The following is a 26,170-nucleotide window of genomic DNA, read 5'->3' as shown; positions in this document are numbered from 1 at the left end:
AGGAAATATTCTGCCGTAAGTTTTCCGTCAGGATGGGCTCTTGGCTGCCGGAGTGCCGGTCTGGAGCCTGACGGACTGTCGGCGGGGGAGGGAGGTGGTCCGGCCATGGGCGCGGAGTTGTCCTCTTCTCCGGTCGGCCTGCACCGGGTGGTCGAGCCGGCCGGGGTGCTGCCGCAGGCGGCGTACCGGTTGGATCCGTCCCCGGCGATCCGGTCCGACGAGGTGCGGATCGACGTCGAGTGGCTGAACCTCGACGCGGCGAGTTTCCGGCAGTTGTCGGAGAAGCACGCGGGGGACGGGGCGGCGGTCCGGGCGGAGGTGCTCGGCATCATCGGCGACCGGGGCAAGATGCACAATCCGGTCACCGGTTCGGGCGGCATGCTCGTCGGTGTGGTGGCCGAGGTCGGGCCGGACTCGCCGCTGCCGGTGAAGCCGGGCGACCGGGTGGCGACGCTGGTGTCGCTGACCCTGACCCCGCTGGTCGTCACCGACGGCCTGGCCCGCTGGGACGGGCGCGCCGAGCAGGTGCCGTGTGCCGGGCACGCGATCCTGTTCGCCCGGTCGATCGTGGCGGTGCTGCCGGACGACCTTGATCCGCGGCTCAGTCTGGCGGTGTTGGACGTGTGTGGCGCACCGGCGTTGACCGCCCGGACGGTACGCCGCTACGACGCCCCGACGGTGGCGGTGCTGGGCGGGGCGGGCAAGAGCGGGTCGTTGGCGTTGGCGGCGGCGCGGCGGTCGGGGGCCCGGCGGACGGTCGGGGTGGTGCCGGTGGCGGCGGAGCGGGACCGGTTGCTGGCCGCCGGGGTGGCGTCGGACGTGGTGTTGGCCGATGCGCGGGATCCCGTGGGGTTGGCGGCGGCGGTGTCCGGGGTGCTGGGTGGGCCGGCGGACGTCACGGTGGTCTGTGTGGACGTGCCGGGGTGTGAGCACGGGGCGGTGTTGGCGACCGCGCCGGGCGGGACGGTGGTTTTCTTCTCGATGGCGACGAGTTTCGCGGCGGCCGCGTTGGGCGCGGAGGGTCTGGCGGCCGACGTGACGATGCTGATCGGCAACGGGTACGTGCCCGGGCACGCGGAGTACGCGTTGGGGCTGGTGCGGCAGGTCCCGGGAGTGCGTGTCCTGTTCGAGGACCGGTTGGCGGCAGACTGAGACCATGACGAACCCCTCGATGACGATCGGCTCCTCGGCGACCGTGCCGGCTTTCTCGACCCTGTACCGGGGTGGGCGGTTGTACTGTCCCGCTGATCCGCTGGCGACGGCGTTGCTGGTCCGGGACGGGCGGATCGTCTGGCTCGGTGCCGACGGTGACGCCCCGGCGGCGGACCGGGTGGTGGAGCTGGATGGTGCGTTGGTGACGCCGGCGTTCGTGGACGCGCACGTGCACGCCACCGACACCGGGTTGGCGTTGTCCGGGCTGGATCTGTCCGCGACCGGTTCGGCGCGTGAGGTGTTGGACGCGGTGGCGGGGTTCGCGGCGGGGTTGCCGGCGGACGCGGTGGTGTTGGGGCACGGCTGGGACGAGTCGGGTTGGGCGGACCGGCGGGTGCCGGAGGCGGCGGAGTTGGATCGGGCGGCGGGTGGCCGGCGGGTGTACCTGTCGCAGGCGTCGATCCATTCGGCGTTGTGTTCGTCGGCGTTGTTGGCGGCGGCGCCGGAGGTGGTGCGGGCGGCGGGGTACGACGCGTCGGGGTGGTTGCGGCGGGACGCCCACCATGTGGTGCGGGAGGTGGCGCTGGGGTCGGTGACGGCGGCGCAGCGGCGGGCGGCGCAGGGGGTGGCGTTGCGGCGGGCGGCGTCGTTGGGGATCGCGGCGGTGCACGAGTGTGGTGGGCCGGAGATCTCCAGCGAGGAGGATTTCACGGCGGTGTTGTCCCGCTCGGGTGACGGTGGTCCGGAGGTGTACGGCTACTGGGGCGAGCTGCTGGGGGCGGCGCGGGCGAAGGAGCTGGGTGCGGTCGGCGCGGGTGGTGACCTGTTCGCGGACGGGGCGTTGGGGGCGCGTACCGCGCATGTGTCGGTGCCGTACGTCGACGGGGAGCCGGGTGCGTGTGGGCACGGGTATCTGTCGGCGGAGCAGGTGCGGGACCATCTGGTCGACTGTGCGGCGTACGGGGTGCAGGGCGGGTTCCACGCGATCGGGGACGCGGCGATCGGGACGGTGCTGGCCGGGTTCGGGTTGGCGGCGGAGCGGCTCGGGGTGGAGCGGTTGCGGGCGGCCCGGCACCGGGTGGAGCACGCCGAGATCATGAACAAGCGGTTGATCGCCGGGTTTGTCGAGTTCGGGATCGTGGCGAGCATGCAGCCGGCGTTCGACCGGCTGTGGGGTGGGGAGCGGCGGATGTACGCGTCGCGCCTGGGTGTGGAGCGGGCGTTGGCGTCGAATCCGATGGGGGCGATGCACGCGACCGGGGTGACGTTGGCGTTCGGGTCGGATTCGCCGGTGACGCCGTTGGATCCGTGGGGGTCGGTGCGGGCGGCGGTGGCGCATTTCAGTCCGGTGCAGCGGTTGACGGTGCGGGCGGCGTTCGCGGCGCACACCCGGGGTGGTTGGCGGGCGTTGCCGGCCGGGTTCGAGGGTGGGGCGGCGGGCCGTGGGCCGGCCGAGGGCGTGTTGGCGCCGGGGGCAGCGGCGACGTTCGCGGTGTGGTCGACGCCGGCCGGGGTGGACGGCGGGTTGCCGGTGCTGGTGGCGGCGGATCCGGAGGTGCGGGGGCCGGAGGATCCGACGCCGTTGCCGGTGTGTCGGCGGACGGTGCTGCGCGGTTCGGTGATTTTTGGCGACGGTGTCGGGTGAGTCTGGGGGTGGTTGTCGGTGTCGGTGGTTGACGGGCCGCGGGCCGGCGGGAAGCTGGCTCTGGATCCGGTGCTGGTGCGGCGGGTCCGGGAGTTGGCGTGGCGGGCCGGTGCGCCGGTGGTGGATCTGGCGCGTGGGCACACCACGGTGTCGGTGGAGCGGGCGGTGTTGCGGCTGGCCGGGGTGGTCGGTGCGGATCCGGACGGGATTCCGTGGGTGAACCGGCTGGTGGACGCGGTGGTCGCCGAGGTGGGGTTGGCGCACGGGGTGGCGTTGCCGGTGTTCGACGCGGTGGCGCGGGAGTTGGGTGCGCCGGCGGCGGGTCGGGATGTCGGTGCGGCGGTGACGTTGCTGGCGCAGAAGGCGGCGGCGGGGTCGGTGCGGTTCGGGGTGCCGGAGGGTCGGGCGCGGCGGGCGGCGACTGCGGCGGCGCGGCGGGCGGTCGGTGCCGGGTTGCGGCGGGTGGATCGGCGGCGGGCGGAGCGGGAGCGGCTGGTGCGCCGGTTCTCCGGGCCGCCGTCGACCGGTGGTGGCCGCCGGCCGTGGATCTATCTGATCGTGGCGACCGGGGACATCTACGAGGACATTCCGCAGGCGCAGGCGGCGGCTCGGGCGGGTGCGGACGTGATCGCGGTGATTCGGTCGACGGGGCAGTCGTTGTTGGACTACGTGCCGGAGGGGGCGACCCGGGAGGGGTTCGCGGGGACGTACGCGACGCAGGAGAACTTCCGGTTGATGCGGGCGGCGTTGGACGACTCGTCGCGGGAGTTGGGCCGGTACGTGCGGTTGACGAACTACGCGTCGGGTCTGTGTATGCCGGAGATGGCGGTGCTGGCCGGCCTGGAGCGGCTGGACATGATGTTGAACGATTCGATGTACGGGATCCTGTTCCGGGACATCAATCCGGTGCGGACCTTTGTGGACCAGCGGTTCTCGCGGCAGGTGCACGCCCGGGCGGGGATCATCATCAACACCGGTGAGGACAACTATCTGACGACGGCGGACGCGGTGGCGGACGCGCACACGGTGACGGTGTCCCAGTTGTTGAACGAGTACTTCGCGCACGAGGCGGGGTTGGCGGACTGGCAGTTGGGGTTGGGGCACGCGTTCGAGATCGATCCGGATCTGCCGGAGTCGTTCCGGTTGGAGTTGGCGCACGCGTTGTTGGCGCGGGAGTTGTTTCCGGACGCGCCGTTGAAGTGGATGCCGCCGACGCGGCACATGACCGGGGACGTGTTCCGGGGCAATCTGCTGGACGGGTTCTTCAATCTGGCGGGGACGTTGACCGGGCAGGGGATTCTGCTGGTGGGGATGATGACCGAGGCGGTGGTGACGCCGTGGTTGTCGGATCGGGACATCGCGCTGCAGAACGTGCGGTACGTGCTCGGGGCGGCCGGTGGGCTGCACGAGGATTTTGTGCCGGTGCCGGGTGGGTTCATCCAGCGGCGAGCGCACCAGGTGTTGGGTGAGGCGGCGGAGTTGTTGACGCGGATCGTGGACGAGGGGTTGTTGACGGCGATCGGGGCCGGCACGTTCGGGATCACGAAGCGGCCGGCGGACCGGGGTCGGGGGCTGGACGGGGTGGTGGCGCACGCGGACGGCTACTACAACCCGGCGACGGAGTTGTTGGAGGCGGGCGCGTCGGGTGTGGGGGGTGGGGCGTCGTGACGGGCGGTCCGGTGGTGCGGCCGTACGGGGACAGCACCGGGGACGGGATGGTGCAGGTGTCGTTCACCCTGCCGGTGCCGCATGACAAGCGGGCGGAGGGGGCGGCGCTGCAGTTGGCGGCGAAGATGGGGGTGGAGCCGGCGTTGCTGGTGCATGCCCGGCAGATGGGGGACGGGTTCACGTTTTTTGTGGTGTACGGGCGGGTGAACCATCTGGTGGACCTGTCGGCGGTGCGGGTGGTGGAGCGGGACTTTCCGTTGCTGTCGGCGAAGGAGGTCAACGCGGTGGTGCGGCGGCGGCTGCGGCGGAAGCTGTCGGTGGTGGGGGCGTGTATCGGCACGGACGCGCACACGGTGGGGATCGACGCGATCCTGAACGTGAAGGGGATCGCCGGGGAGAAGGGGTTGGAGTACTACCGGGAGTTGGCGGTGACGAACCTGGGGGCGCAGGTGAGTGTGCCGGACCTGGTGTCGGCGGCCCGGGTGGCCCGGGCGGACGCGGTGCTGGTGTCGCAGGTGGTGACGCAGCGGGACGCGCATCTGCACAACGTGCGGGAGATGTCGGCGGCGTTCCGGGAGGCGTTGCCGGCGGATCGGCGTCCGTTGCTGGTGGTGGGTGGTCCGCGGTTCGACGAGTCGATGGCGGCCGAGCTGGGGGTGGATCGGATCTTCGGTCGGGGGACGACTCCGGGTGAGGTGGCGAGTTATCTGGTGCACCGGCTGGTGCCGGCGGCACCAGCGGGTGGGCGTGGGTCGACGCGGCCGGTTTCGGGGACGGGGGTGGCGCGGTGACGGGTGCAGTGGTTCAGGGCGGTGCGGGTGACGACCCGCGGCTCGGGTTGACGGTGACGCACCGGCGGTATGTGCCGTACGGGCACGCCCACTACGCGGGGAACCTGGTCGACGGGGCGTACGCGTTGGGGTTGTTCGGGGACGTGGCGACCGAGGTGTGTATCCGGACGGACGGCGACGAGGGGTTGTTCGCCGGTTATGCGCAGGTGCGGTTCCTGGCGCCGGTGCGGGCCGGGGACGTGGTGGAGGTGGTGGCGACGGTGACCCGGGTGGGGCGCCGGAGTCGGACGTTGGATCTGGTCTGCCGGGTGGTGTGTCGGGGGCGGCCGGATCGGGGGCCGTCGGCGGCGGAGGTGGTCGATCCGCCGTTGGTGGCGGTGACCGCGGTTGGCACGGTGGTGGTGCCGGGTGACGGTGCCGCCGCGTCGGTGGACCCGGATCCGGACTCGCGGTAGCGGTGGTGATGCCGTACGTGGTCTGCGCCGATGTCGGTTCGACGTGGACGAAGGTGGCGGTGGTCGACCTCGACGGCGGTGGGGTGTTGGCGGCGGCGGCGCGGCCGACGACGGTCGGTACCGACGTGCTGCACGGCCTGGACGCGGCGGTCGGTGCCGCCACCGCCGGCCTGCCGGACGGGTCGGCGGCACCGTGGTACGTCTGTTCGTCGGCCGGGGGTGGGTTGCGGCTCGCGGTGCTCGGCTACGAGCGGCTGGTCACGGCGCGGGCCGGTCACCAGGTCGGGTTGTCGGCGGGGGCCCGGGTGGTGCACGTGGCGGCGGGACGGTTGGACCGGGCGGGGCTGGTGGCGGTGCGGGCGGCCCGGCCGGATGTGCTGCTGCTGGTCGGCGGGACCGACGGCGGGGACGCGGAGGTGCTGCTGCACAACGCCGGCTGGTTGGCGCGGGCGCGGTGGCGTACGCCGGTGGTGGTCGCCGGGAACGTGGCGGCGGCGCCGGCGGCGGCGGAGCTGCTCGCGGGTCGCGGGGTGCCGGTGACGGTGACCGGGAACGTGTTGCCGGCGATCGGGGTGCTGGCGCCCGGGCCGGCCCGGGCGGCGATCCGGGACGTGTTCCTGCGGCATGTGATCGGTGGTAAGCGGCTGTCGCGGGGGTCCCGGTTCGCCCGGCTGGTGCGGGCGGCGACCCCGGACGCGGTGTTGACCGGGGTCGCCGCCCTCGCCGACCTGGTCGGTGGGGATCTGGCGGTGGTGGACGTGGGTGGGGCGACCACGGACGTGTACTCGGTGCTGGTGCCGGACGAGCGCGGGGGTGGGCCGGGTGCGGCGGCGGCCGGCACCCTGTGGCGGGTCCGGACGGTCGAGGGTGATCTGGGGATGCGGTGGAGCGCGCCGGGGGTGGTCGCGGCGGCGGCGGCGGAGCGGCTGCTGGCGCCGGGCGAGGAGGGGCCGTTGGCGGAGGCGGCGCAGGTGTTGGCGGCGGACCCGGGGCGGCTGGCGGCGGATCCGGCAGGGCGGGCGGCGGAGGAGCGGATCGCGACGTTGGCGGCGGTGGTGGCGGTACGCCGGCACGCCCGGGGTGGGGGGCCGGTGGGGGTGCCGGGTCGGGATCTGCGGGATGTGCGGCTGCTGGTCGGCTCCGGTGGGGTGCTGCGTCACGGTGGTCCGGGGGTCGCCGGTGGGGTGTTGGGCGCGGTGTTGACCGATCACGGGGGCGGGTGGGCGGTGCCCCGGGAGGCGGCCGTGGTGGTGGACGGGGACTACGTGTTGGCGGCGGCCGGGTTGTTGGCGCGGGAGCATCCGCAGGCGGTGGCGGGGCTGCTGCGTCGGCATCTGGGGGGCTGACCCAGATACGCCAGAAACTGGTCCTGGTCAGGCGCCGGCGCCGCCGTCGACCGGGAGGATCGCGCCGGTCACGTACGAGGCGCGGTCGCTGAGCAGCCAGGCGGCCGCCTCGGCGATCTGCCGGGGCTCGCCCATCTGACCGAGTGGGATCGACTTGGTCATCTGCTCGACGATGCCGGGGGTCGCCGCCTCCCAGGTGGCGATCATGTCGGTGGAGGTGCCGCCGGGGGTGATGCCGTTGACCCGGATACGGTCACCGGCCCAGTTCACCGCGGCGGTCTCGGTGAGGCTGTTGAGCGCGCGTTTCATGGCGCCGTAGGCGGGCAGGGCCGGGTTCGCGCGGCGGCTGCCGATGCTGGAGGTGTTGACGATCGCCCCGCCCCCGTTCTTGCGCATGAGAGCGGCCTGGGCGTTCATGGCGGTCCAGTGCGCGCGGAAGTTGATGGCGAACTGCTCGTCGATGTCCTCGTCGCTGGTGGTGTGGACCGGGCCGAACCGCTGCTGGGGGACCGCGCCGTTGTTGAAGGCGCCATCCAGCCGTCCGTGCAGCTTTTCGACCTGGTCGACGGCGGCGCGGATGCTCGCGCTGTCGGCGAGGTCCAGGGTGACGGCGTCGGCGGTACCGCCGTCGGCGCGGATCTCCTTCACGATGGTCTCCAGGGCGTCGGTGCTGCGGGCGGCGAGCACGACGGCGGCGCCCTCGGAGGCGAAGAGCCGGGCCGCGGCCGCTCCAATGCCGCGGCTGGCGCCGGTGATGAAGATGATCTTGCCGGCGAGCAGGCCGACGAGTGCGATCTCAGTGGTGTTCGTGTTGTTCGTCATGGCAACAGCGTCCGGCCGACCGCCGGCCGGATACAGGCACAACCAGTACTACGATCCGCCGCCGGACGGCGCGCACACTGGCCGTATGGACAAACGGGAGCTCGGGGCATTCCTCCGCAGCCGCCGCGCGCGGCTCCGCCCCCAGGACGTGGACCTCCCCTCCGGCCCGCGACGCCGCACACCAGGTCTGCGCCGTGAGGAAGTGGCCGTCCTCGCGCATATCTCCACCGAGTACTACACCCGCCTCGAACAGGGACGGGCGCCACGCCCCTCAGGCGACGTCCTGGCCGCGATCTCCGGCGCCCTGCGGCTCACCGACGCCGAGTCCGACCACCTCCACGTCCTCGCCGGCACCGCGCCGAACCGCACCGGACTGCACCGGCGCGACGTCCGCCCCAGCATCCTCGCGCTCCTCGAACGAATGCCTCAGACAGCTGGCTTCGTGATGTCCGCCGCGTGCGAGGTCCTCGCCTGGAACGAGCTCGCGGCCGCCCTCACGGAGGACTTCGCCCCGCTCACCCCCAATGAGCGCAACCTCGCCCGTCGGGCCTTCCCCGCACCGCAGTACGCCGATAAGACGCTCTACGGGATCTCCGACGCCGCCGACTTCCGGCTGGGTATCGTGATGCAGCTCCACACCACCCTCGCCCGCTACCCCACCGATCCCGCAGTGACCGGCCTCGTCGACGAACTCCGAGACACCAGCCCCGACTTCGCCCAGCTCTGGGAACGCCACGACGTACAGCCCGCACCGACGCTCACTAAGACCTTCCGCCACCCGGCCGTCGGCGAGGTCACCGTCGACTGCGACACCCTCACCCTCACCGACCGCGACCAGTACCTCGTGCTCTACAGCGCACCGCCTGGATCCCCCGGCGCCGAGACGCTGGCTCTTCTGAACGTTCTCGGCGCCCGGGCGAGCGCGCATCTGCACTAGCGCCGCAGCCGACCCCGACGGACACCGCCACCCGACAGGGTGACGTAGTGATTTCCTCGGCCGTGGTCTCCTCGGCCGGCACCGCCACCGACGGTGTTCGCCTCGCACGCGGCCGACGTCTTCCGGGGGCGGCCATGGCGGAGTCCATCGGCATCAGGCGGCTCGTCCGAGGCCGGCGAGGGTCAGGTCTGTCTGGGTCGGGCCCCATCCGCGCGCTGTCGGTCACCGAACGTGAGCCGGGGGCGGGTTTCGGGTGACGGTGGTGGTTGCCGGGGTGTGGTGGGTGCCACCGTCGGCGGGCGGTCGAACGCGACACGCCGCTGCGAATCGGACGACTGGCCCGGGGGCAGTTGACAGTGCCCGGGGGTGACCACGTACCGTCTTTGAGTCCTACAACGGGAAGCGGCTGCTGTTCGCTTCGTCCCTTCGTCCGCTGGCCGAGTGACAGGTACTGATTCGTCGCGACGGCCAGGTCCAGCGGGCGGGGGTCGGCGGGGCGGCGCGAACCGGCCGCGGTTACCGGTGTCTGGGCAGGGTGGTGCGGACGGCCAGTAGACAACGGCCTGACGGGAACAGCCAGTTCGCGTCCGGTCGGTCCGAAGGTCGTGGTGCGGCTCCCTGACCACACCGGCCGGGAAGGGCCTGGGAGCATCGGGGCGCGGCTGTCGGCCGCGCCCCGATTTTGCTTGCCGGCCCGGTAGCCTTCCGCGGGTGGATCCGCACCTGTCGCCGGTTGTCGGCGGCGGGCCGATCAGACGGTGAGGCGTACGTGACTGTGGTGGACACGGCCGGGGCGACGGTCGCCGGTGACGGTGAGGGGCCGCCGCCGGGTGGGCCGGTCGGGCCGGGTGGGCGGGGTCGGCCGGAGCGGGCCGGACGTCCGTTGCCGTTGCCGGTGGCGTTGGTGGCGGCGGCGCTGGCCGGGTTGGCGCTGCTGCTGGCGTTCCCGCCGTACGGGCTGTGGTGGACGGCGCCGGTCGGGGTGGCGCTGCTGGCCGTGGCCGTCCACCGTCGGCGGGTCCGGGCCGGGTTCGGGTTGGGGGCGGTCGCCGGGCTGGTCCTGTTCGTGCCGATGCTGAGTTGGACGAACCTGTACACCGGTAACCTGCCGTGGCTGCTGTTGTCCGGGTTGCAGGCGGCGTATCTGGGGCTGCTCGGGGCGGGGATCGCGGTCACGAGTGTGCTGGTTGACCGGTTCCGGTGGGTGTGGCCGCTGGTCACCGGGGTGCTGTGGGTGGCGCAGGAGGCGTTGCGGGACCGTACCCCGTTCGGGGGTTTCCCGTGGGGGCGGCTCGCGTTCAGTCAGGGGGATTCGCCGCTGCTGCGGCTGGCCGCGGTCGGCGGGGCTCCGCTTGTCACGTTCGGGGTCGCGGTGGCGGGTGGGCTGCTGGTCGCGGCGGTGTGGCGGCCGTGGCGGGGGCGGGGCGGCGCGGGCCGGCTGCGGGCGGCCGGGCTGGTCGCCGGGGCGCTGGTGGTCGTGGTGGCGGGTCTGCTGCTGCCGGTCGGGGTCGGGGCCGGGGCCGACACGGCGACGGTCGCGATCATCCAGGGCAACGTGCCGCGGATGGGGTTGGACTTCAACGCGCAGCGGCGGGCGGTGCTGGACAACCACGTGAACGCCACGGTGGCGTTGGCCGGGCGGGTGGCGGCGGGTCAGGAGCGGCGGCCGGACCTGGTGGTGTGGCCGGAGAACTCCAGCGACATCGACCCGACCCGGGCGCCGGACGCGGCGGCCCGGATCTCGGCGGCCGCCGACGCGGTCGGGGCGCCGATCCTGGTCGGTGCGGTGCTGCTAGGCCCGGGCGAGGGGCAGGTGCGTAACGCGGGGCTGGTGTGGCTGCCGGGTACCGGCCTGGACACGTCGCAGATGTACATCAAGCGGCATCCGGTGCCGTTCGCCGAGTACATCCCGCTGCGGTCGGTCGCCCGGATGGTGAGCAAGGAGGTCGACCGGGTCCGTAACGATTTCGTGGCCGGGGAGCAGCCCGGGGTGCTGCGGGTCGGCGGGGTGCCGTTGGGGGATGTGATCTGTTTCGAGGTCGCCTACGACGGCCTGGTCCGGGACACGGTGACCGGTGGGGCGCGGGTGCTGGTGGTGCAGACGAACAACGCGACGTTCAACGCCGCCGAGGCGGAGCAGCAGCTGGCGATGGTCCGGCTGCGGGCGGTGGAACACGGCCGGGAGGCGTTGATGGCGTCGACGGTCGGGGTGTCCGGGTTCGTCGGGGCGGATGGGCGGGTATCCGGGGCGACCGGGTTCAACACGAGTGCGGTGGTGACCCGGCAGATGCGCCTCGGGGATGCCCGGACGGTCGCGACCCGGGTCGGTGTTTGGCCCGAGGTGGTGCTGGTGGCGGTGGCGGTGGCGTTCCTCGCCGCGGCGGTGGTGGTCCGTCGTCGTCCGGTTCCCGTGGCGGGTGCGGCGACGGCCGGCGACCCGGCGGATGCGGAGGAGCGGTGAATGAGACGGACGGTGTGCCCGGGGTGGGCCGGGTCCTGGTGGTGGTGCCGACGTACAACGAGGCCGACAACGTCACGGTGATCGTCGACCGGATCCGGCGGGCGGTGCCGGCGGTGGAGGTCCTGGTCGTCGACGACGACAGTCCGGACGGCACCGGTGCGATCGCCGACGGGTTGGCGCGGGCGGACGGACGGGTCCATGTCCTGCACCGGGCCGGCAAGGGGGGCCTGGGGGCGGCGTACGTGGCCGGGTTCGGCTGGGCGGCGGACCGTGGCTACGACGCGGTCGTCGAGATGGACGCGGACGGTTCGCACGCCCCGGAGGAGTTGCCCCGGCTGCTGGAGGCGGCCCGGGACGCCGACGTGGTGATCGGTTCGAGGTGGACGGCCGGTGGGCGGGTGGTGAACTGGCCGCGGCGGCGGCAGCTGCTGTCCCGGGGCGGGAACCTGTACACCCGGGTGGCGTTGGGGATGCCGTTGTCGGACGCGACCGGCGGGTTTCGGGTGTACCGGGTGCCGGCGTTGGCCCGGCTGGATCTCGACTCGGTCGCCTCGCAGGGGTACTCGTTCCAGGTGGAACTCTCCTGGCGGGCGCATCGGGCGGGGCTGCGGACGGTCGAGGTGCCGATCACGTTCGCCGAGCGGGAGCGGGGGGCGAGCAAGATGAGCCCGGTGATCATTGGTGAGGCGTTGTGGCGGGTGACGCTCTGGTCGGTGTTCGACCGGCGGCCGGTGTCGGGTCGGACGGGTGGACGCGACCAGCGGGCGCGCTGGCCGTGACGGGGTGGCGTGTCATGCTGGACCGACGGGACACGTGTGGTTCCGACATCCGGATGGGGTGACATGCGCCGAGGGCTGAGGGTCGTGCCGCTGGCACTGCTGCTGACCGTGGTCGTGGAGATCGCGGTGTTTCTGCTGGTCGGCCAGGGGATCGGTTTCGGGTGGACGGTCCTGCTGCTGGTGGCTGCCTCGGCGGCGGGGCTGGTGCTGCTGCGCCGGGAGGGGATGCGGGCCTGGCGGGGTTTCCGGTCCGCGGTGCAGGGCGGTCAGCCGCCCGGGGAGCAGGTCACCGACGGTCTGGTCGGTCTGCTGGCCGGGATTCTGCTGGCGGTGCCGGGTCTGGTCACCGGGGTGGCGGGGCTGCTGCTGGTGCTGCCGCCGGTGCGGCGGCTGGCCCGTCGGGGGGTGCAGCGGGCGGCGGAGCGTCGGGTGTCGGCGGCGGTCGCCGGGGATCTGTTCGGGCCGCGGCGGGTGCGGGTGCGGCGCGACGGTGCCGGGGCGGCGCCGACGGAGCCGCCGCCGGGCCGTCCTCCGCCGTCGGCGGGGCCGGCGATCGAGGGCGAGATCGTGGAGCCGCGCGGCCACTGAGTTCCGGGCCCGGCGCGGCGGCCCGGAACGTGGCACCGCCCCCAGCGGCGGGCTGCCGGTGGGGGCGGTGCGGGGGTGTGTCGCGCGGGTCAGGCCCGGCCGCGGCGGGTCCGGACCTCTTCGAGTCGCTCGTTGAGGATGCTCTCCAGTTCGGCGATCGACCGGCGCTCGAGCAGCATGTCCCAGTGGGTACGCGGCGGCTTGGCCTTCTTCTGCTCGGGCTCGCTGCCGTCGACGAGCCGGGCGACGCTGCCGTCGAACTTGCATTCCCAGGTCATCGGGACCTCGGCGTCGACGGCGAACGGCACCTCGAACTGGTGGCCCTTGGCGCAGAGGTACTCTCGGGTCTGTCGCGGGGCAAGCTCGGTGTTGCGGTCGGACTCGTAGCTCACTGCTCCCAGACGGCTCCCGCGCAGCATGCGCTCGCCCATGATCGGCTTTCCCCTCGGTCGTGATGCTGGTTCTTATCGTTGTAACGACATGTGCCGGGTGGGCGATTCCCACCCGGTGTCAGAAACCTACGTGTCGTCGAACGTTCGAAGCGTAGCCGGATCAACGGCGCAGTGACCGCGGTCACCCTGGCCGGGGGCGAAATGTGCCCGTCGCGTCCGGTTCGTCACGTGACGGGCCCCGGCCGGGCAGGTCAGCCGGCCGGCGTGGGTCCCGGGGTCGCCGGCGCCGCACCGGCGGCGGCCCGGGTGCTGAGGCTGGCCAGCGCCGCCGCCAGGTCGCTGACCTGGGTGGTGAGCTGGGTGGCGCTGCCCCGGGCCGCGTCCCGTTCGGCCTCGGCGGCGGCGAGTCGTACGGTCAGGTCCGCCAGCCGGGCCTCGGCGGCGGCCACGGCGTCCCGGACGTCGCGGAGGTCGGCGACGGCACGGTCCCGGTCCGTCTGGGCGGCCCGGATCTCCGACCGGGCCTGGGCGGCCGCCGTCTGCGCCTGCCGCGCCTCGGTCCGGGCCCGGCCGGCGTCCCGGGTGGCGGTCTCGGCGGCGGTACGGGCCTCGGCGGCCTCGGCCCGGTACCGGTCGGCGGCGGCGACCGCGTCGGTGGCCGCGCCGCGGGCGGTGTCGGCGTCGCGGCGGGCCTCGGCGGCGACCTGTTCGGCGTGTTCGGCGGCGGCCCGCGCGGTGTCCCGCTCCCGGGTCAGGTCGGCCAGCCGCCGCCGGTCGGCGTCGGCGGCGGTGCGCAGCGCCGCCAGTTCCCGGCGGGCCGCGTCCCGGTCCCGCTCTGCCTGGGTACGCAGGGCGAGCGCCGCGCTCTCCGCCTGCTGGGCGGTGTCGCGGGCGGCGAGCGCGGCAGCGGCCTCGGCGCGGGCCTGGTCGGCGAGTTCGGCGGCCCGGTGTGACTCCTCCCGCGCGGCGGCCCGGTCGGAGACCGCGGCGGCCGCCGCCTGCTGTGCCTGGTGCAGGGTCTGCGCCGCGGTCTCGGCCTCGCGGCGCGCCTCGTCCCGTTCGGTGTGTGCGGCGGCGATCTGGGTGGCGGCCTCGGCCCGGACCTCGGCGAGTTGGCGTTCCACCCCGGCCGGGGACAGTTCGGCGTGCAGCGCCTCGCCGAGGGTGGTGGTCATCTGGTCGAGTCGGTCGACGAGTTCCCAGGCCCGGGCGACCTGGCCGGCGAGGCCGGGGGCGCCGCGTTGCCGCATCCGCTGGTTACGGGAGGCCCGCTGGCAGGCGCCGTCGTTGTCCCGGCAGTAGCGGAACGGTCGGCCGGCGGCGGCCCGCTGCGGCACCGGTCGTCCACAGTGGGCGCACGGTCGGGTTTCGGTGGTCTGGTCCGGGGCGGGGGTCTGCGGGTCCATCGCCGGGGAAGTCTAGTGGCCGGCCCTCGTACCGACGGCCGGGACGCGGACCGGGCGGCGCCACCCGGTCCGCCCGCGTCCGGGCTCAGTCGGCCGGCCGGGTCGCCGCGTGGAACACCGGTGGGGCGTAGCCGGCCGGCTTGTCGCCGATGCCGAGTCCGGGGCTGACGATCCAGGACTGGTACTGCGGGGTGAACATCGAGTACGGCGCCGGCAGTTGCGGGGCGCTGACCTCGTCGAGGCGTCGGCGGGCGTCGGCCGGGAGGTCGAAGTCGAGCGCGGCCAGGTTGGCGTCCAGTTGGTCGGCGCTGCTGGCGCCGATGACCACGGACGCGACACCGGGCTGGTGGACCGCCCAGTTGATCGCCACCTGGGCCATGCTCCGGCCCAGATCGGCGGCGACGCTCTCCAACGTCTCGATGACCTGCCAGTCGTGGGCGGTGACGGCCGGGCCGGGGTTGTCGGGGTTGCCGAGGCGTCCGGTGCCGGTGAGCCCGTCGCCGGTGCGTCGGTACTTGCCGCTGAGCAGACCGCCGCCGAGCGGGCTCCAGCCGGTCAGGCCCATGCCGAGGGCCTGCGCCATCGGCGCGAACTCCGGCTCGATGGCCCGGTTGACCAGGGAGTACGGCAGTTGCACGGTGACCATCGGGGTCATCGCGTGCGCTTCGGCGAGGCTCTGGGCGCGGGCCGCGTACCAGGCGGGCACGTCGGACAGACCGGCGTGGCGGATCTTGCCGGCGCGGACCAGGTCGTCGAAGGTACGCACGACCTCCTCCACCGGGGTGATCCGGTCCCAGGTGTGCAGCAGGTACAGGTCGAGGTGGTCGGTGTTGAGGCGGCGCAGCGAGGCCTCCACCGCGCGGATCATGTGTTTGCGGCCGTTGCCGCCGGCGTTCGGGTCGGTCGGGTCGACGGTGTTGGTGAACTTGCTGGTCAGGACCACCCGGTCGCGTACCCCGGCGGCCGTGAGCAACCGGCCGAGGATGGTCTCGCTCTCCCCGGCGGTGTAGAAGTCGGCCGTGTCGACGAAGTTGCCGCCGGCGTCGAGGTAGCGACGCAGGATCGGTTCGACCTCCCCCTCGGTCCGGCCGTAGGCGGCGTGAAAGCCGCTGGTGCCGAAGTTCATCGTGCCCAGCGCCAGTCGGCTGACCCGTAGCCCGGAGCGGCCGAGCAGGTAGTAGTCCATTTTCCTGGTCTCCCAGATCGTGTGTGGGGTGGATGTGGCGGGCCCGGTCGGACCGCCGGTGACAGCCTGCCCCGCGAAAATTGGACCGACAAGTCCAAAATACGGGTCTGGCTTCCGCCCACAGGCCACCCCGTCTCGATGCCGTACGATCGCCGGGTGACGACACCGAGCCGCGCCGATCCGTCCGGGGAAGTGCTGCTCGTCGCCGTCGTCGAGATGGCACCCGGCCACACCGAGGTCGGCCGGCGGTACGAGGACGCCGTGCTGGCCCTGCTCGGCCGGCACGGCGGATCGGTCGAACGGCGGATGCGCGGCACGGATTCGGCGACCGAGGTGCACGTGATCCGGTTCGGCTCACGGGCCGGCTACGAGTCCTTCCTGGCCGACCCGGAGCGCCTCGCCCACCGCGAACGGATCGGTGCCGCCGCCCCCACCACCCGGGTCATCGAGGTACACGACCTGTAGAGCGGTCCGCCCGGGGCGGCTGGTGGCCGCCCCCGGTCGACGGCGGCCGGGACGCGGAGCCGGTGTCGGCGCGCCACAGTCGGGGTCGGGGACAATCGATCGTCGACTGTGGTCGGCGGTACCACGATCACTCCGGGCCGGGTCTGTCGTGCGTTGTGTTGGCGGACCCGGTGTGGGAGAGCGCGGCGAGGAGCCGCAACTTCTCGTCACTGTCACTGTCCCTGTCCGGGTAGTAGACGACGAGGATGACGTCGTCGATGGAAGTTTGTCCCGGTGGAGGCGTAGTTCACCGACGACGGGATGATAGACGGTGGTCGTGCCTCCATCGAGACTGCGGACGTCGTGGCGGGCCCACAGGGCGCGGAACCGCTGACTGGCCAGAGCGAGTTCCCCGACGAGCTCGACGAACCGAGGATCGTCGGTGTCGTCGCCGATGGTGGTGCGGAGGGTGGCTTCGAGGACCTGCGGCGAGGGGTTCTTGTCACGGCCCCGTTCCAGGCGCAGGTAGTAGTCGGGACTGATCCCGGCGAGGAGGGCGACCTCGTCAACGGGGGCCCTGCCAGGACCAGGGAAAACGGGGGCTCTGCCAGGCCCGGCGACTACCGTCGAGACTTGGTGGCACCGGCCTGGAAAACGGACGGAAAGACCGTTGTTTGCGTCGCGGTCCGAGCGTCGTCGGCGCAGTGGATCGAAGGGAAAGTCTCATGGATCTCTCCAACCGCACCGTTCTCATCGTCGGCGGGACCTCGGGTGTCGGACGAGAACTGGCCCGGCGGTTCGCCGCGGCGGGCAGCACCGTGGCCGTGGGCGGCCGCAGCCCGCAGGCACTCTCGGAACTCGCCGGGGAAGGATTCGGCACGTTCCGCATCGACGTCACCGACAGCGCCTCGGTCGCGTCTGGCCGGGACGCCGTGCTCGCCCGCTACCCCGGGCTGGACACGGTGGTGACCATGTCGGGCGTCATGCTCCTCGAGGACCTGCGTGACCCCACGCACTTCGAGGCGGCACAGGCGACGATCGACACCAACCTGGTCGGCACCATCCGCGTCATCGACGCCTTCACCCCGCACCTGGTTCGCCGGGGCGCCGGCACCTTCATCACCGTCACCTCCGGCATCGCCTTCCTGCCGTTCCCGCCCATGCCCAGCTACGCCGCCTCGAAGGCCGCGGTGCACGCCTACTCCGAGGCACTGCGCGCGCAACTCGACGGCACCGGTGTCGATGTCGTCGAGCTCGTCCCGCCGGCCGTCGCCACCGCGGGCCAGGAGGAGGTGAACCCGCACGCGCTGCCGCTCGACGACTTCGCCACCGAGGCCATGCGACTACTCTCGGCAAATCCCACCCCGCGTGAAATCCTCGTCCAGCGCGTCCTCACCCACCGCTGGGCCGAACGCGACGGCACCTACGACGACCTTGTCGCGCAGCGCTCCCAGGCGTTGGCCATGCTCCCCGGCCGCAAAAGCTGACACCTCCGTCCTCGTTCCCCGGTGTGGCCGGGCGACGGCGGCCGGGCGACGGCGGCCGGGCGACGGCGGCCGGGCGTTCGCCGCCAGCGGGGACCGCTCAGCCGCACCGTCCGTCGGCACGGTTCGCGTCAACGAAAGCGAGGGCGTGCGCCCGGCCGGGACAGCGGCGTGGTCCGGCGCCGAACGCCAGATCGCCGGCCAGAATCACCCGTACCACCTCACCGGCCTCGATGGTGAGGTGGCCGATCGTGGTCCGGACCACCGCCTGCCGTCTGGTCGCCGGAACCGGCGGCTGATCGCGCAGCACGTCCGCCACCGGTCGGTGCCGGGCCCGTTCGACGAGCACCGCGGTCGCGTCGCACGCCTGCACGAGCACCCCGATCCGGGCCGCGGTCCACTCGTCGTAGCCGCCGCCGAGGACCGCGACCAGGCGGTCGACGGCAGCATCGGCGCGCGCGTCGTCGCCGGTGTCCGGCTGGTACGCCTGCGCGACATCCTGTACCAGGCCGACAACCGGCGCGTCGACGCCCATGGCGCGGGCCAGGGTCGCCACCGGATGCCCGGTTCCGTCACCGCGCAGGGAGTCCGGTGGGATCGCGTCCAGGATCGCGACCGACAGCGCACGTCGACGCGCGTACGCCGATCCGGTGCTGAACCGGCCGACCGTGGCGCGAAGCCAGGCGACCCCCGCAGATCCGGGTCGAACCGGCGGGACCACAAAACCAGGATCGTGCAGAACGGCAAAAGCGTCATCGCGGTCGACTATCTGCTGCATGCGGCGAAGCTAGAGCCGCGATCGTTCGGTATCGACCGAACCGACGCGGCCGATAATGGAGACGTGACCCGTACCTCCGATCTGGCGTCCGCCTCCGGTCACTCGCGGCGCTGTTGGCCGACGAGACACGGGCGGCGCTGTGCCTCGCGCTGCTCGACGGCCGCGCCTGGACCGCCAGCGAACTCGCCGCCCGGGCGGAGGTCGCGCCGTCCACCGCGACCGCACACCTGCACCGCCTCGTCGACGGGGGTCTCCTTGTCGAACGCCGCCAGGGCCGCCACCGGTACGTGCAGCTCGCCGGCTCGTCGGTCGCGCAGCTGATCGAAGATCTGGCTGCCCGGACCGACCCCCGCCCGACCCTGGCGCGGGGACTGCGGGCGGTCACCGCCAGCGCGGCCCTGCGGCGCGGCCGCACCTGCTACGACCATCTCGCCGGACGGCTCGGCGTCGCGGTCACCGACGCGATGACCGGGGCGGGGCTGCTCAACCAGACCGGCGGTTTCGCGATCACCTCGGCCGGGGTGGCCGGGGCGAAGCTGGCCGGGGCCTTCTTCGGCAACGGCAGGCTCACGCGGATCGGATCCGGCCGGGCGGTCCGGCTCACGCCCGCCGGCGGGGCCGCACTGCACGACCTGCTGAGACTTGCCGACCTCGGCTGACCCGCCCAGGTCGGGGTTCCACCCAGGGCGTTCGGTGGCGGTCGGCCGCTGCGACAATCCGCCCACCGCGTGTCGGACGGCCGACGCGGATGCGGACCGCACCGCGCACACACGTCGACGAGATCGTCCGTCAGACCGAAGCGAGACACCCGTCGGGCGTCCCTGGCCTCACGGCCGCAGCAGTTGCCGCACCCGCGCGGCCTCCCGGGTCAGGTGGTCGCGCTCCAGGACGCTGGTGGCGGCGCGGGCGGCCTCGGCATACCCGTCGGCGGCCCGTTCGAGGTCGCCGGCGCGTTCCTGCAGGTACGCGGTCACCGCGGCGTACCGGGGCAGTTCCGGGCTCACCTCGGCCAGCGCCGCCAGGCCGACCTGTGGTCCGTCGGCCTCGCCGACGGCCACCGCCCGGTTGAGCCGTACCACCGGGCTGCCGGTGAGACGCAGCAGTTCGTCGTACCACTCGACGATCTGCACCCAGTCGGTTTCGGCGGCGTCGCGGGCGTCCGCGTGCAGGGCGGCGATCGCCGCCTGCGCCTGGTATTCGCCCAGGCGGTCGCGGGCCAGCGCGGCCTGCAGAATCTCGACACCCTCGGCGATCAGCCGGGTGTCCCACCGACCGCGGTCCTGGTCGGCCAGCGGCACCAGACGGCCGCCCGGGCCGGTGCGTGACGCCCGCCGGGCATGGTGCAGCAGCATCAGCGCCAGCAGCCCCGCGACCTCGGGTTCGTCGGTCAGCGCGACGAGTTGGCGGGTCAGGCGGATCGCCTCGGCCGCCAGGTCGACATCCCCGCCGTACCCCTCGTTGAAGACCAGGTACAACACGCGCAGCACCGTACCGGGATCACCCGGCTGGTCAAGCGACAGCCCCGCGATCCGCCGCTTGGCCCGGCTGATCCGCTGCGCCATCGTCGCCTCGGGCACCAGGTAGGCCTCGGCGATCTGACGGGTGGTCAGCCCACCGACCGCACGCAGCGTCAACGCGACGGCCGCCGCGTGTGGCAGTGCCGGGTGTGCGCACAGGAAGAACAGGCGCAGCGTGTCGTCCGTGGCCGGCGCCGGACCGGCAGGCGGCTCGACCGCCACCGCGAGCTCCCGCCCGCGCCGCGACGCCGAAGCGCGGGCCGCGTCGAGGAACTTCCGCCACGACACCGCGACCAGCCACGCCTTCGGATCGCGTGGTGGATCGTCCCGCCAGGTCTCCAGCGCCCGGATCAGGGCTTCCTGTACGGCATCCTCGGCCGACGCGAAGTCTGCTCCGCGTCGGACGAGGACACCGATCACCGCGGGTACGAGCTCCCGCAGCAGCGGCTCGTTCACTCGGTGATCGTGGCCGACTCGGTGAGGAACGGCCGCACCTCGAGCCACTCGTGGATCGGCTCGCCGCCCGCGCCGGGGGCGGCGGACAGCTCCCCGGCCAGCTCGACCGCGCGGTCCCAGGACTCCACGTCGATGACCATCCAACCGGCGATGAGGTCCTTGGTCTCGGCGAACGGCCCGTCGGTCACCGGCGGGCGCCCCTCGCCGTCGTACCGCACGAACCTGCCCTCGGGTGCCAGTGCCTGGCCGTCGACGTATTCACCCGTCTCCTCCAGGCGGGCCGCGAAGTCGCGCATGTACTGCATGTGGGCGTCGACCTCTTCCGGCGTCCACCGGTCCATCGGCACGTCGTTGACCGGTGCCGGGGCGCCGCGGTAGTGCTTCAGCAGCAGGTACTTCATCGTGGTTCTCCTTGGTGTCGGTCCGTCTCGTGCCCCGGGGACGGAGCGGCGTCCCCGTTCTCGACAGCCTCGCCCGTGACGGCCATCACATCGTCGCGGATCGTGCTGGTTGTCATGACTCGTGAGGATCCGACACACGAACAGAATGATGGCGGCCGGAGATGCCAACCTCGTCAACGTCCTGCTTGTGGCTCTGAAACCGGTCGCCGTCCCGATGCCGGTATCCAGACCTCGGCGGTGGATCCCTCCGCTCGCCTGGACTCGAGGTACTCGCGCAGTGGGCTCAGCGCGGGATGCGGATTGTCGTCGCGCCAGATCAGTGACATCGGGTATACCGGTGCCGGGTCGCGCACCGGTATACGCCGCAGGTCCCAGCTGTCCGGCCACAGATATCGCGTACGTTCGCCGACCAACGTCGCCAGTTCCGCGGAGTCGGCGATCTCGGCCAGCAGCGCCTCGTTGCCGAAGACCGGCCCGATCCGGTCGATGGTGAGGCCAAACGCGGCGGCGAGCTCGTCGTAGTAGGCGGCCCATTCGGTACCAGCGGCCATGCCGGGCATCCAGATGCGGTGTCCGGCGAGTTGTGCGGGCGTGACGGCGCGGGCGCCGGCGAGCGCGTGACGTGGCCCGACGAGGATCTCGTGGCGCTCGTCGATCAACCGGGCGGTTCTGATCGCGCCCGGCAGCAGGTGCGCGGGGACGGTGACGGCGTGGAAGGTGGCGTCGACCGTGCCCGCCTCGACGGCGGCGGTCGCGGCGTGGACGTCGGCGTCGAGGGTGATGACGTCCAGCTCGATCCGCGGATGCGCACGGTGGAAGTCCTGCAGCAGCACCGCCGGCGCGGTGCGTCGGCTGTGGACGTCGACGCGCAACGCGCGCCGGCCGGGGCGCACGGAGGCGTCGGCGCGCGCCTCCACCCGAAGCAGCTCTCGGGCGTGGGGCAGGAAGGCCTGACCGTCGACGGTGAGTTGGGCGCCGCGAGCCGTGCGGGTGAACAGCCGCACCTCGAGACCTTTCTCCAGCGCGGCGATGCGCTTGGACACCGCCTGCTGCGTGATCGACAGTACGGCGGCGGCCTCCTGGAACTGGCCGGCATCCGCGGCGGCCACGAAGGTACGGACGGCGTCGAGATCCACGGAGCAGATCCTACGGCCACAACAATTGGTTGTGGCTCGTCGCCGATTCGGTTGTTTGATCTGTCATTCCATGCCTTGCTTTGATCACCGCGGTCAACAACGAGTTGTTCACAACGGGAGGTGCGGGGCTTGGCGGCGAGACGATCCCTGGGTCGGCGGTTCGGGTGGTTGTGGGCCTCGTACGCGGTCAGCGCCTACGGCTCCGGACTGGGCTTCGGTGCCCTGCCGCTGATCGCCGTGCTGGTGGTGGACGCCAGCCCCGCCCAGGTGTCCGCACTGTCCGCGATGGGGCCGGCCGTGGGCGCGCTGGTCGCGTTGCCGCTCGGGCCGTGGGTGGAGTTCCACCGCGAGCGGCCGGTGATGATCGCGATGGACCTGGCCCGGTTCGCGGTCATGATGACGATCCCCATCGCGTACGCCCTCGGCCGGCTCACCTTCGTGCAGCTGCTGGTCGTCTCGGCCGTGGTCGCCAGCGCCAAGATCACCTTTAGTGCGGCCAGCGGCGCCTACCTCAAGGCCCTCGTCCGGCCAGCTGACCTGCTCGTGGCCAACGCACGGTTCGAGTCGACGACCTGGAGTTCCATCGCGGTCGGGCCGCCGCTGGGCGGGGCCGCGGTCGGCCTGTTCGGGCCGGTGACCACCGTCGTGGCCGACGCGCTCAGTTACCTGCTCTCCGCGCTGGGCATCGCGGCGATTCGCGGCCGCGAGGAACACCCGCGGCGCACCGCCAGGCACCGGGTCCGGGCCGCCGAGCTGCGCGACGGCTGGCGGAACATCCTGTCCCGTCCCGGCCTGCGGGCGCTCTATCTCAACCAGCTGCTCGTCGGCGGACTGATCATGGCCACCGAGCCGCTGTTGGCGGTGCTTCTGCTCGGCGAGCTGGGCTTCCCGCCCTGGCAGTACGGCCTCGCCTTCGCCGCCCCCTGCGTCGGCGGACTCGTCGGCTCACGCCTGGCCCCTCGTGTCGTGGCCCGCCACGGCCAACACCGCATCCTCCGTACCGTCGGCACACTGCGCGCCGTCTGGCTGATCGGCCTCGCCTTCGTCCAACCCGGCGTCGCCGGCCTCGCGACGGTGATCGCTGTCGAGCTCGCGATCATCATCAGCATGAGCCTGTACAACCCGGTGCTCGCGACCTACCGGTTGGAACACACCCCCGACGACCGCGTCGCCCGCACCCTGTCGGCCTGGTCGATCAGCAGCAGTGCCGCCATCGCCGTCCTCAGCGCGCTCGGCGGGCTGCTCGCCAACGCCACCAGCCCGCGTACGGCCATCACGGTCGCGGGACTGCTGATCCTCACCAGCCCGCTGCTACTACCCCGCCGTCCGGGTCCCGGAGTCGTACCAGACGGTGAGCTGGCGACAGTCCGGACCCAAGCGCAGGCAGCGGCTTCAGCGAAGCCGGGTACGGAAGCCGTCAACAGCTGACAGACGAAAGCCACGCGACAACCGCAGCCTTGCTCGTGCCCCCACCGCCGCAGGCACCGGGTCGCCCGATGTCTCCGCCTTCACCAACACCTGCAAACGCCGCTCTGTGGTGGGTAGCCGGGCGGACCGCTCGGCTACCCACCGCGTCAGTCGCCGGCGAGCACGGTGAAGGTGAATCCGGTGCTCGTCCGTCGATGCAACGGAATGTCGCACTTGGTGCGGCGCAGTACCTCGTTCCGGCTGAGGCCGAGCCCCTGCGCGATGAGCCGTTCCGGGCGCACCGGTACCGGATCCTCGAAGGCGACCCGCACCTGGACCGGCCACGCCTGGTCGGGCCACGCCGACGGGCTGTCCAGTCGCCAGGCCCCCGTCCAGTCCAGGGTGAAACGGTTGCGCCGGGCGAGCAGCGGATCCAACAGCCTGGCCGCCACCAGGTTCGGGTCGTTGACGTTGTAGCCGTGCAGTTCGGCCGGATCGAAGGAGGTGACCGGCGTCCGCTCGTGCACGGTGAGTTTGCTCGTCCGGTCGCAGGACACGCAGCGGACCAGCAGCCACACGTCCAGCAGTTTGCCGTTGGCGTTGACCCGGAACCTGCCCTGGCCGGTGGTGGCCGACTCCGACCGGCAGTCCACGCAACGCAAGGACAGCAGGGGCAACCTGGTCCGACGAACGACCCAGGGCAGCACGGTATGAGGTTGTGAAGACATGATTTTTCTGGACCTGATCTCTCGAGACCTGACACGAGGTCGATTCGCGCGACCTCGAACGCGGTATGACCGGGCGCGTGGGGGCAGCCCGGCAGAGCCGACGGAGCGCCGGCTACCGGTGAGTGAAAGTCAGGTCTAGAGAGCAGGCGGGGTCACGCGGGTTATGTCCTCTGTCCTCAGCATGGTGGGCCGCAGGCAACCTACGGGAAGCGGGACGAAGGCTCAAACGTTTTCCTCAGACCGCCCGGACCTCGGCGACGGCGAGGTGCCCGTCGACGTGTACGCTCCACGTCTTTGGCGGCCCGCAAGCGGCTCGAGGCGGGCGACGTCGTCACCCCACCGCCCGAGTGCCTCCCACCCCACCGGCCGCATCCTCTGGGTCCGAACGCCGCCGTTTCGGCAGGTCCGCGTATCAACGGTCGCACGTACTGGCGAAGTCCCGACACAAGAAACCGGGGGACGTCCCTCGTTACTTCCACGTCGTCTCCCGGGGCTGTCGCCGAGCTCACCAGCCTCCTCGCGCCCGGCGACAGCATGCGGTGACGACGCTCACCGCCCTCCGAGGTGGTAAGCGGTACCGTTGGCGACGGCCTGGAGCTTGTCCGGGTTGGCCACGTTGTGGGCGGCGGTGATACGACCGTCGGCGTCGAAGTCGAAGGTGACGGTGGCGATCACGCCTGCCGGTCCGCTGAACACGATGCCCGGCCCACCGTTGAGCTCGACGAGTTCGGCTTTCATATCGGCGGGCTCGACGCCCTGGTAGGTGACGGTGCCGATGGCCGCGAACCAGGCGGCCACCGTGGCCGCGCCCACCACCGGGTGCAGGGCCTGGCGGACCTTGCCGCCGCCGTCGGTCCACAGGGTGACGTCCGGGGCGAGCAGTTCCAGCAGGGCGTTGACATCACCGCCGGTCGCAGCGGCGAAGAACCGCTCGGTGGCCACGCGCTGCCGCGACCGGTCGGCGGCGAAGCGCGGCCGCCGAGCCCGCACGTGCTCGCGGCCGCGGTGCGCGGCCTGCCGCACCGCGGCTTCGGAACGCTCCACAGCTTCGGCGATCTCGGCGTGGCTGAAGTCGAAGACCTCCTTCAGGACAAACACCGCGCGCTCCAGGGGGCTGAGCGTCTCCAGCGGCCATCGACACCGACTCGGCGTCCGTGACGACCTCGGAGGCATCCCCTCCGGTGAGGATGGGTTCCGGCAGCCACGGCCCCACATAGGTCTCCCGCCTGTGCCGGGTGGAGCGCAACCGTTCCAGAGCCAGGTTCGAGACGATGCGCGTCAGGTACGCCTTGGGGGCGGCCACCTGCGAGCGGTCGGAGGCGGACCACTTGATCCAGGCGTCCTGGACCGCGTCCTCGGCGTCGGCAGCGCTGCCGAGGAGACGGTAGGCCACGGAGAACAGCAGCCGCCGGTGCTCGTGGAAGACCTGCTGCTCGGGGTGGGGGGACAGGTCGGTCACTTGGCCCCCGGGAGCCGGGTGAAGCGGCTCCCGCGGGGCCAGAACGCGCCCGAGGCGGGCATCTTCTTCATGCGGCCGTAGGTCGGCCAGGGCGAGGCGGTCACCGTCTCCTTGTACCGGACGGCGATGCGGCCGGTCAGGCAGACCCGGCGCGGGCTGTCATCGGGCCGGGTGAACTGCACCACGGCGTCACCGCGTCCCAGGCTCACCGGCGTGTGGTAGTAGCCGAAGCGGAACGGCTTGGGCTGCCTGCCCCTGAGTACCCGGTCGATCGACAGCGCGGCGTGCACCCCGGTCGGCATACCGCCCTGGCAGGTGCCGCATGACGCCGTAGCCCTGGCGGATCGCGGCCGCGTCGCCGATCGCGTACACCTCGCGGTGGGACACCGACCGCAGCGCGGCGTCGGTGACGATGCGTCCGTACCCGTCGACGGTCAGCCCGGCAGCGGCCGCCAGCGGCGATGTCCGCGTGCCGCTCATCCACAGAACCGCGTCGGCCGCAATGCTCTCCCCACCCGCCAAACCGGCTTCACCGACGAGTTCTCCTCGTCGCCGCGTACGAGCGCATCGACCGCGCCGTCCTCCAGCGGCGCCTGCTGCTCGCGCTAGATGATTGAGTCCTAAATCTTTGCTGGTCAATGGTCGTACGCGATGAGTGATCGTGGGTTGGGTGCGCCGATGTTGGTGTTGTGCCAGATCACAGCGGCCAGAGCGAGGAGGCGCTGACCGACG

General features: G+C 72.5%; 26 protein-coding genes and 3 pseudogenes. 14 read left to right on the top strand and 15 right to left on the bottom strand.

What is annotated here, in order from left to right; all coding sequences use genetic code 11:
- Positions 1-105 precede the first annotated feature (105 nt).
- Genes ABGB05_RS25880 through ABGB05_RS25855 form a run of 6 tightly spaced genes read left to right on the top strand, consistent with a single transcriptional unit; the run spans position 106 to position 7,057 of the window.
- Positions 106-1,152: a zinc-binding alcohol dehydrogenase gene (locus tag ABGB05_RS25880; protein ID WP_347656239.1), complete on the top strand. Its 1,047-nt coding sequence runs from the start codon at positions 106-108 to the stop codon at positions 1,150-1,152.
- A gap of 4 nt (positions 1,153-1,156) precedes the next feature.
- Positions 1,157-2,797 (top strand): amidohydrolase family protein, encoded by a 1,641-nt coding sequence (locus tag ABGB05_RS25875; RefSeq protein ID WP_347656237.1) that lies wholly within the window; start codon positions 1,157-1,159, stop codon positions 2,795-2,797.
- A gap of 24 nt (positions 2,798-2,821) precedes the next feature.
- Positions 2,822-4,465 (top strand): lysine 5,6-aminomutase subunit alpha, encoded by a 1,644-nt coding sequence (locus tag ABGB05_RS25870; protein ID WP_347656326.1) that lies wholly within the window; start codon positions 2,822-2,824, stop codon positions 4,463-4,465.
- Positions 4,462-5,256 carry an OAM dimerization domain-containing protein gene (locus ABGB05_RS25865; RefSeq protein ID WP_347656235.1) on the top strand — a complete coding sequence of 265 codons (795 nt, stop codon included), beginning with the start codon at positions 4,462-4,464 and terminating at the stop codon, positions 5,254-5,256. Before ABGB05_RS25870 ends, ABGB05_RS25865 begins: the two co-directional genes overlap by 4 nt.
- The gene (locus ABGB05_RS25860; protein WP_347656234.1) at positions 5,253-5,711 is read left to right on the top strand and encodes a hotdog fold domain-containing protein; all 459 of its coding nucleotides are present in this window, start codon (positions 5,253-5,255) and stop codon (positions 5,709-5,711) included. The genes ABGB05_RS25865 and ABGB05_RS25860 overlap by 4 nt, the downstream gene beginning before the upstream one ends.
- Positions 5,712-5,719: 8 nt before the next feature.
- A complete protein-coding gene (locus ABGB05_RS25855) occupies positions 5,720-7,057 on the top strand; it encodes a glutamate mutase L (RefSeq protein ID WP_347656325.1) in 1,338 nt (445 codons plus the stop codon).
- Positions 7,058-7,084: 27 nt separating this feature from the next.
- Here the strand turns inward: ABGB05_RS25855 and ABGB05_RS25850 are convergent, their stop codons facing one another.
- Positions 7,085-7,879: an SDR family oxidoreductase gene (locus tag ABGB05_RS25850; RefSeq protein ID WP_347656232.1), complete on the bottom strand. Its 795-nt coding sequence runs from the start codon at positions 7,877-7,879 to the stop codon at positions 7,085-7,087.
- Positions 7,880-7,964: 85 nt separating this feature from the next.
- Here ABGB05_RS25850 and ABGB05_RS25845 point away from each other — a divergent pair, with 85 nt between their 5' ends.
- From ABGB05_RS25845 to ABGB05_RS25830, 4 genes are all read left to right on the top strand, one after another.
- A complete protein-coding gene (locus ABGB05_RS25845; protein WP_347656231.1) occupies positions 7,965-8,816 on the top strand; it encodes a helix-turn-helix transcriptional regulator in 852 nt (283 codons plus the stop codon).
- Positions 8,817-9,699: 883 nt separating this feature from the next.
- The gene (gene lnt, locus ABGB05_RS25840) at positions 9,700-11,277 is read left to right on the top strand and encodes an apolipoprotein N-acyltransferase (protein WP_347656323.1); all 1,578 of its coding nucleotides are present in this window, start codon (positions 9,700-9,702) and stop codon (positions 11,275-11,277) included.
- The gene (locus tag ABGB05_RS25835) at positions 11,274-12,056 is read left to right on the top strand and encodes a polyprenol monophosphomannose synthase (protein ID WP_347656229.1); all 783 of its coding nucleotides are present in this window, start codon (positions 11,274-11,276) and stop codon (positions 12,054-12,056) included. The genes lnt and ABGB05_RS25835 overlap by 4 nt, the downstream gene beginning before the upstream one ends.
- A gap of 63 nt (positions 12,057-12,119) precedes the next feature.
- On the top strand, positions 12,120-12,644 hold the full coding sequence (locus ABGB05_RS25830; RefSeq protein WP_347656228.1) for an FxsA family protein: 525 nt from the start codon (positions 12,120-12,122) through the stop codon (positions 12,642-12,644).
- Positions 12,645-12,733: 89 nt separating this feature from the next.
- Here ABGB05_RS25830 and ABGB05_RS25825 read toward each other — a convergent pair whose 3' ends face one another.
- The 3 genes from ABGB05_RS25825 to ABGB05_RS25815 all read right to left on the bottom strand — a co-directional run bounded on the left by ABGB05_RS25825 (position 12,734) and on the right by ABGB05_RS25815 (position 15,628).
- Positions 12,734-13,075, bottom strand: a complete 342-nt coding sequence (locus ABGB05_RS25825) for an RNA polymerase-binding protein RbpA (protein ID WP_347656226.1) — start codon at positions 13,073-13,075, stop codon at positions 12,734-12,736.
- Between the two features lie 212 nt (positions 13,076-13,287).
- Positions 13,288-14,442, bottom strand: coding sequence for a hypothetical protein (locus tag ABGB05_RS25820; protein WP_347656225.1), 1,155 nt, complete (start codon positions 14,440-14,442; stop codon positions 13,288-13,290).
- A gap of 85 nt (positions 14,443-14,527) precedes the next feature.
- Positions 14,528-15,628, bottom strand: coding sequence for an aldo/keto reductase (locus ABGB05_RS25815; protein ID WP_347656223.1), 1,101 nt, complete (start codon positions 15,626-15,628; stop codon positions 14,528-14,530).
- 156 nt (positions 15,629-15,784) lie between these two features.
- Here ABGB05_RS25815 and ABGB05_RS25810 point away from each other — a divergent pair, with 156 nt between their 5' ends.
- Positions 15,785-16,093, top strand: coding sequence for a hypothetical protein (locus ABGB05_RS25810; RefSeq protein ID WP_347656221.1), 309 nt, complete (start codon positions 15,785-15,787; stop codon positions 16,091-16,093).
- Positions 16,094-16,543: 450 nt separating this feature from the next.
- Here the strand turns inward: ABGB05_RS25810 and ABGB05_RS25805 are convergent.
- A pseudogene (locus ABGB05_RS25805) lies at positions 16,544-16,639 on the bottom strand (helix-turn-helix domain-containing protein); the annotation flags it as partial.
- Between the two features lie 158 nt (positions 16,640-16,797).
- On the opposite strand from ABGB05_RS25805, the gene ABGB05_RS25800 reads away from it, so the two are divergent.
- Positions 16,798-17,559: an SDR family NAD(P)-dependent oxidoreductase gene (locus tag ABGB05_RS25800; protein WP_347656220.1), complete on the top strand. Its 762-nt coding sequence runs from the start codon at positions 16,798-16,800 to the stop codon at positions 17,557-17,559.
- Positions 17,560-17,656: 97 nt separating this feature from the next.
- On the opposite strand, the gene ABGB05_RS25795 is transcribed toward ABGB05_RS25800, so the two are convergent.
- Positions 17,657-18,334 carry a hypothetical protein gene (locus ABGB05_RS25795; protein WP_347656218.1) on the bottom strand — a complete coding sequence of 226 codons (678 nt, stop codon included), beginning with the start codon at positions 18,332-18,334 and terminating at the stop codon, positions 17,657-17,659.
- A 113-nt stretch (positions 18,335-18,447) separates the two neighbouring features.
- Here ABGB05_RS25795 and ABGB05_RS25790 point away from each other — a divergent pair, with 113 nt between their 5' ends.
- Positions 18,448-18,993 (top strand): winged helix-turn-helix domain-containing protein, encoded by a 546-nt coding sequence (locus ABGB05_RS25790; protein WP_347656216.1) that lies wholly within the window; start codon positions 18,448-18,450, stop codon positions 18,991-18,993.
- A gap of 168 nt (positions 18,994-19,161) precedes the next feature.
- Here the strand turns inward: ABGB05_RS25790 and ABGB05_RS25785 are convergent, their stop codons facing one another.
- The 3 genes from ABGB05_RS25785 to ABGB05_RS25775 form a co-directional block, all read right to left on the bottom strand.
- On the bottom strand, positions 19,162-20,307 hold the full coding sequence (locus ABGB05_RS25785) for a DUF6596 domain-containing protein (protein WP_347656215.1): 1,146 nt from the start codon (positions 20,305-20,307) through the stop codon (positions 19,162-19,164).
- Positions 20,304-20,708 carry a YciI family protein gene (locus ABGB05_RS25780; protein WP_347656213.1) on the bottom strand — a complete coding sequence of 135 codons (405 nt, stop codon included), beginning with the start codon at positions 20,706-20,708 and terminating at the stop codon, positions 20,304-20,306. Before ABGB05_RS25780 ends, ABGB05_RS25785 begins: the two co-directional genes overlap by 4 nt.
- Positions 20,709-20,881: 173 nt before the next feature.
- On the bottom strand, positions 20,882-21,844 hold the full coding sequence (locus ABGB05_RS25775) for a LysR family transcriptional regulator (RefSeq protein ID WP_347656212.1): 963 nt from the start codon (positions 21,842-21,844) through the stop codon (positions 20,882-20,884).
- A gap of 129 nt (positions 21,845-21,973) precedes the next feature.
- Between ABGB05_RS25775 and ABGB05_RS25770 the strand changes: the two genes are divergently transcribed.
- Positions 21,974-23,272, top strand: a complete 1,299-nt coding sequence (locus ABGB05_RS25770; RefSeq protein WP_347656211.1) for an MFS transporter — start codon at positions 21,974-21,976, stop codon at positions 23,270-23,272.
- A 146-nt stretch (positions 23,273-23,418) separates the two neighbouring features.
- On the opposite strand, the gene ABGB05_RS25765 is transcribed toward ABGB05_RS25770, so the two are convergent.
- From ABGB05_RS25765 to ABGB05_RS25740, 6 genes and pseudogenes are all read right to left on the bottom strand, one after another.
- The gene (locus ABGB05_RS25765) at positions 23,419-23,904 is read right to left on the bottom strand and encodes a DUF1062 domain-containing protein (protein ID WP_347656209.1); all 486 of its coding nucleotides are present in this window, start codon (positions 23,902-23,904) and stop codon (positions 23,419-23,421) included.
- A gap of 624 nt (positions 23,905-24,528) precedes the next feature.
- Positions 24,529-25,077: a sigma factor-like helix-turn-helix DNA-binding protein gene (locus ABGB05_RS25760; RefSeq protein WP_347656321.1), complete on the bottom strand. Its 549-nt coding sequence runs from the start codon at positions 25,075-25,077 to the stop codon at positions 24,529-24,531.
- A 193-nt stretch (positions 25,078-25,270) separates the two neighbouring features.
- Positions 25,271-25,372: pseudogene (locus ABGB05_RS25755) on the bottom strand (sigma factor); the annotation flags it as partial.
- Positions 25,373-25,434: 62 nt separating this feature from the next.
- The gene (locus ABGB05_RS25750) at positions 25,435-25,728 is read right to left on the bottom strand and encodes a hypothetical protein (RefSeq protein WP_347656330.1); all 294 of its coding nucleotides are present in this window, start codon (positions 25,726-25,728) and stop codon (positions 25,435-25,437) included.
- Complete coding sequence (locus tag ABGB05_RS25745) at positions 25,628-25,918, bottom strand: hypothetical protein (RefSeq protein WP_347656208.1); 291 nt, start codon at positions 25,916-25,918, stop codon at positions 25,628-25,630. Before ABGB05_RS25745 ends, ABGB05_RS25750 begins: the two co-directional genes overlap by 101 nt.
- Before the next feature lie 155 nt (positions 25,919-26,073).
- Positions 26,074-26,170, bottom strand: a pseudogene (locus ABGB05_RS25740) (IS982 family transposase); the annotation flags it as partial.

This window comes from Plantactinospora sp. B5E13, assembly GCF_039871775.1.
Lineage (GTDB): Bacteria > Actinomycetota > Actinomycetes > Mycobacteriales > Micromonosporaceae > Plantactinospora.
The sequence above is the reverse complement of the archived record's forward strand: the minus strand, read 5'-3'. Positions and strand labels throughout refer to the sequence as shown.

What these genes read in the sequence shown, in the direction of transcription:
- ABGB05_RS25880 (WP_347656239.1), top strand. Translation starts at nt 106, where the DNA reads ATGGGCGCGGAGTTGTCCTCTTCTCCGGTCGGCCTGCACCGGGTGGTC.
- ABGB05_RS25875 (WP_347656237.1), top strand. Translation starts at nt 1,157, where the DNA reads ATGACGAACCCCTCGATGACGATCGGCTCCTCGGCGACCGTGCCGGCT.
- ABGB05_RS25855 (WP_347656325.1), top strand. Translation starts at nt 5,720, where the DNA reads ATGCCGTACGTGGTCTGCGCCGATGTCGGTTCGACGTGGACGAAGGTG.
- ABGB05_RS25850 (WP_347656232.1), bottom strand. Translation starts at nt 7,879, where the DNA reads ATGACGAACAACACGAACACCACTGAGATCGCACTCGTCGGCCTGCTC.
- ABGB05_RS25845 (WP_347656231.1), top strand. Translation starts at nt 7,965, where the DNA reads ATGGACAAACGGGAGCTCGGGGCATTCCTCCGCAGCCGCCGCGCGCGG.
- ABGB05_RS25830 (WP_347656228.1), top strand. Translation starts at nt 12,120, where the DNA reads ATGCGCCGAGGGCTGAGGGTCGTGCCGCTGGCACTGCTGCTGACCGTG.
- ABGB05_RS25825 (WP_347656226.1), bottom strand. Translation starts at nt 13,075, where the DNA reads ATGGGCGAGCGCATGCTGCGCGGGAGCCGTCTGGGAGCAGTGAGCTAC.
- ABGB05_RS25820 (WP_347656225.1), bottom strand. Translation starts at nt 14,442, where the DNA reads ATGGACCCGCAGACCCCCGCCCCGGACCAGACCACCGAAACCCGACCG.
- ABGB05_RS25815 (WP_347656223.1), bottom strand. Translation starts at nt 15,628, where the DNA reads ATGGACTACTACCTGCTCGGCCGCTCCGGGCTACGGGTCAGCCGACTG.
- ABGB05_RS25800 (WP_347656220.1), top strand. Translation starts at nt 16,798, where the DNA reads ATGGATCTCTCCAACCGCACCGTTCTCATCGTCGGCGGGACCTCGGGT.
- ABGB05_RS25795 (WP_347656218.1), bottom strand. Translation starts at nt 18,334, where the DNA reads ATGCAGCAGATAGTCGACCGCGATGACGCTTTTGCCGTTCTGCACGAT.
- ABGB05_RS25780 (WP_347656213.1), bottom strand. Translation starts at nt 20,708, where the DNA reads ATGAAGTACCTGCTGCTGAAGCACTACCGCGGCGCCCCGGCACCGGTC.
- ABGB05_RS25745 (WP_347656208.1), bottom strand. Translation starts at nt 25,918, where the DNA reads ATGAGCGGCACGCGGACATCGCCGCTGGCGGCCGCTGCCGGGCTGACC.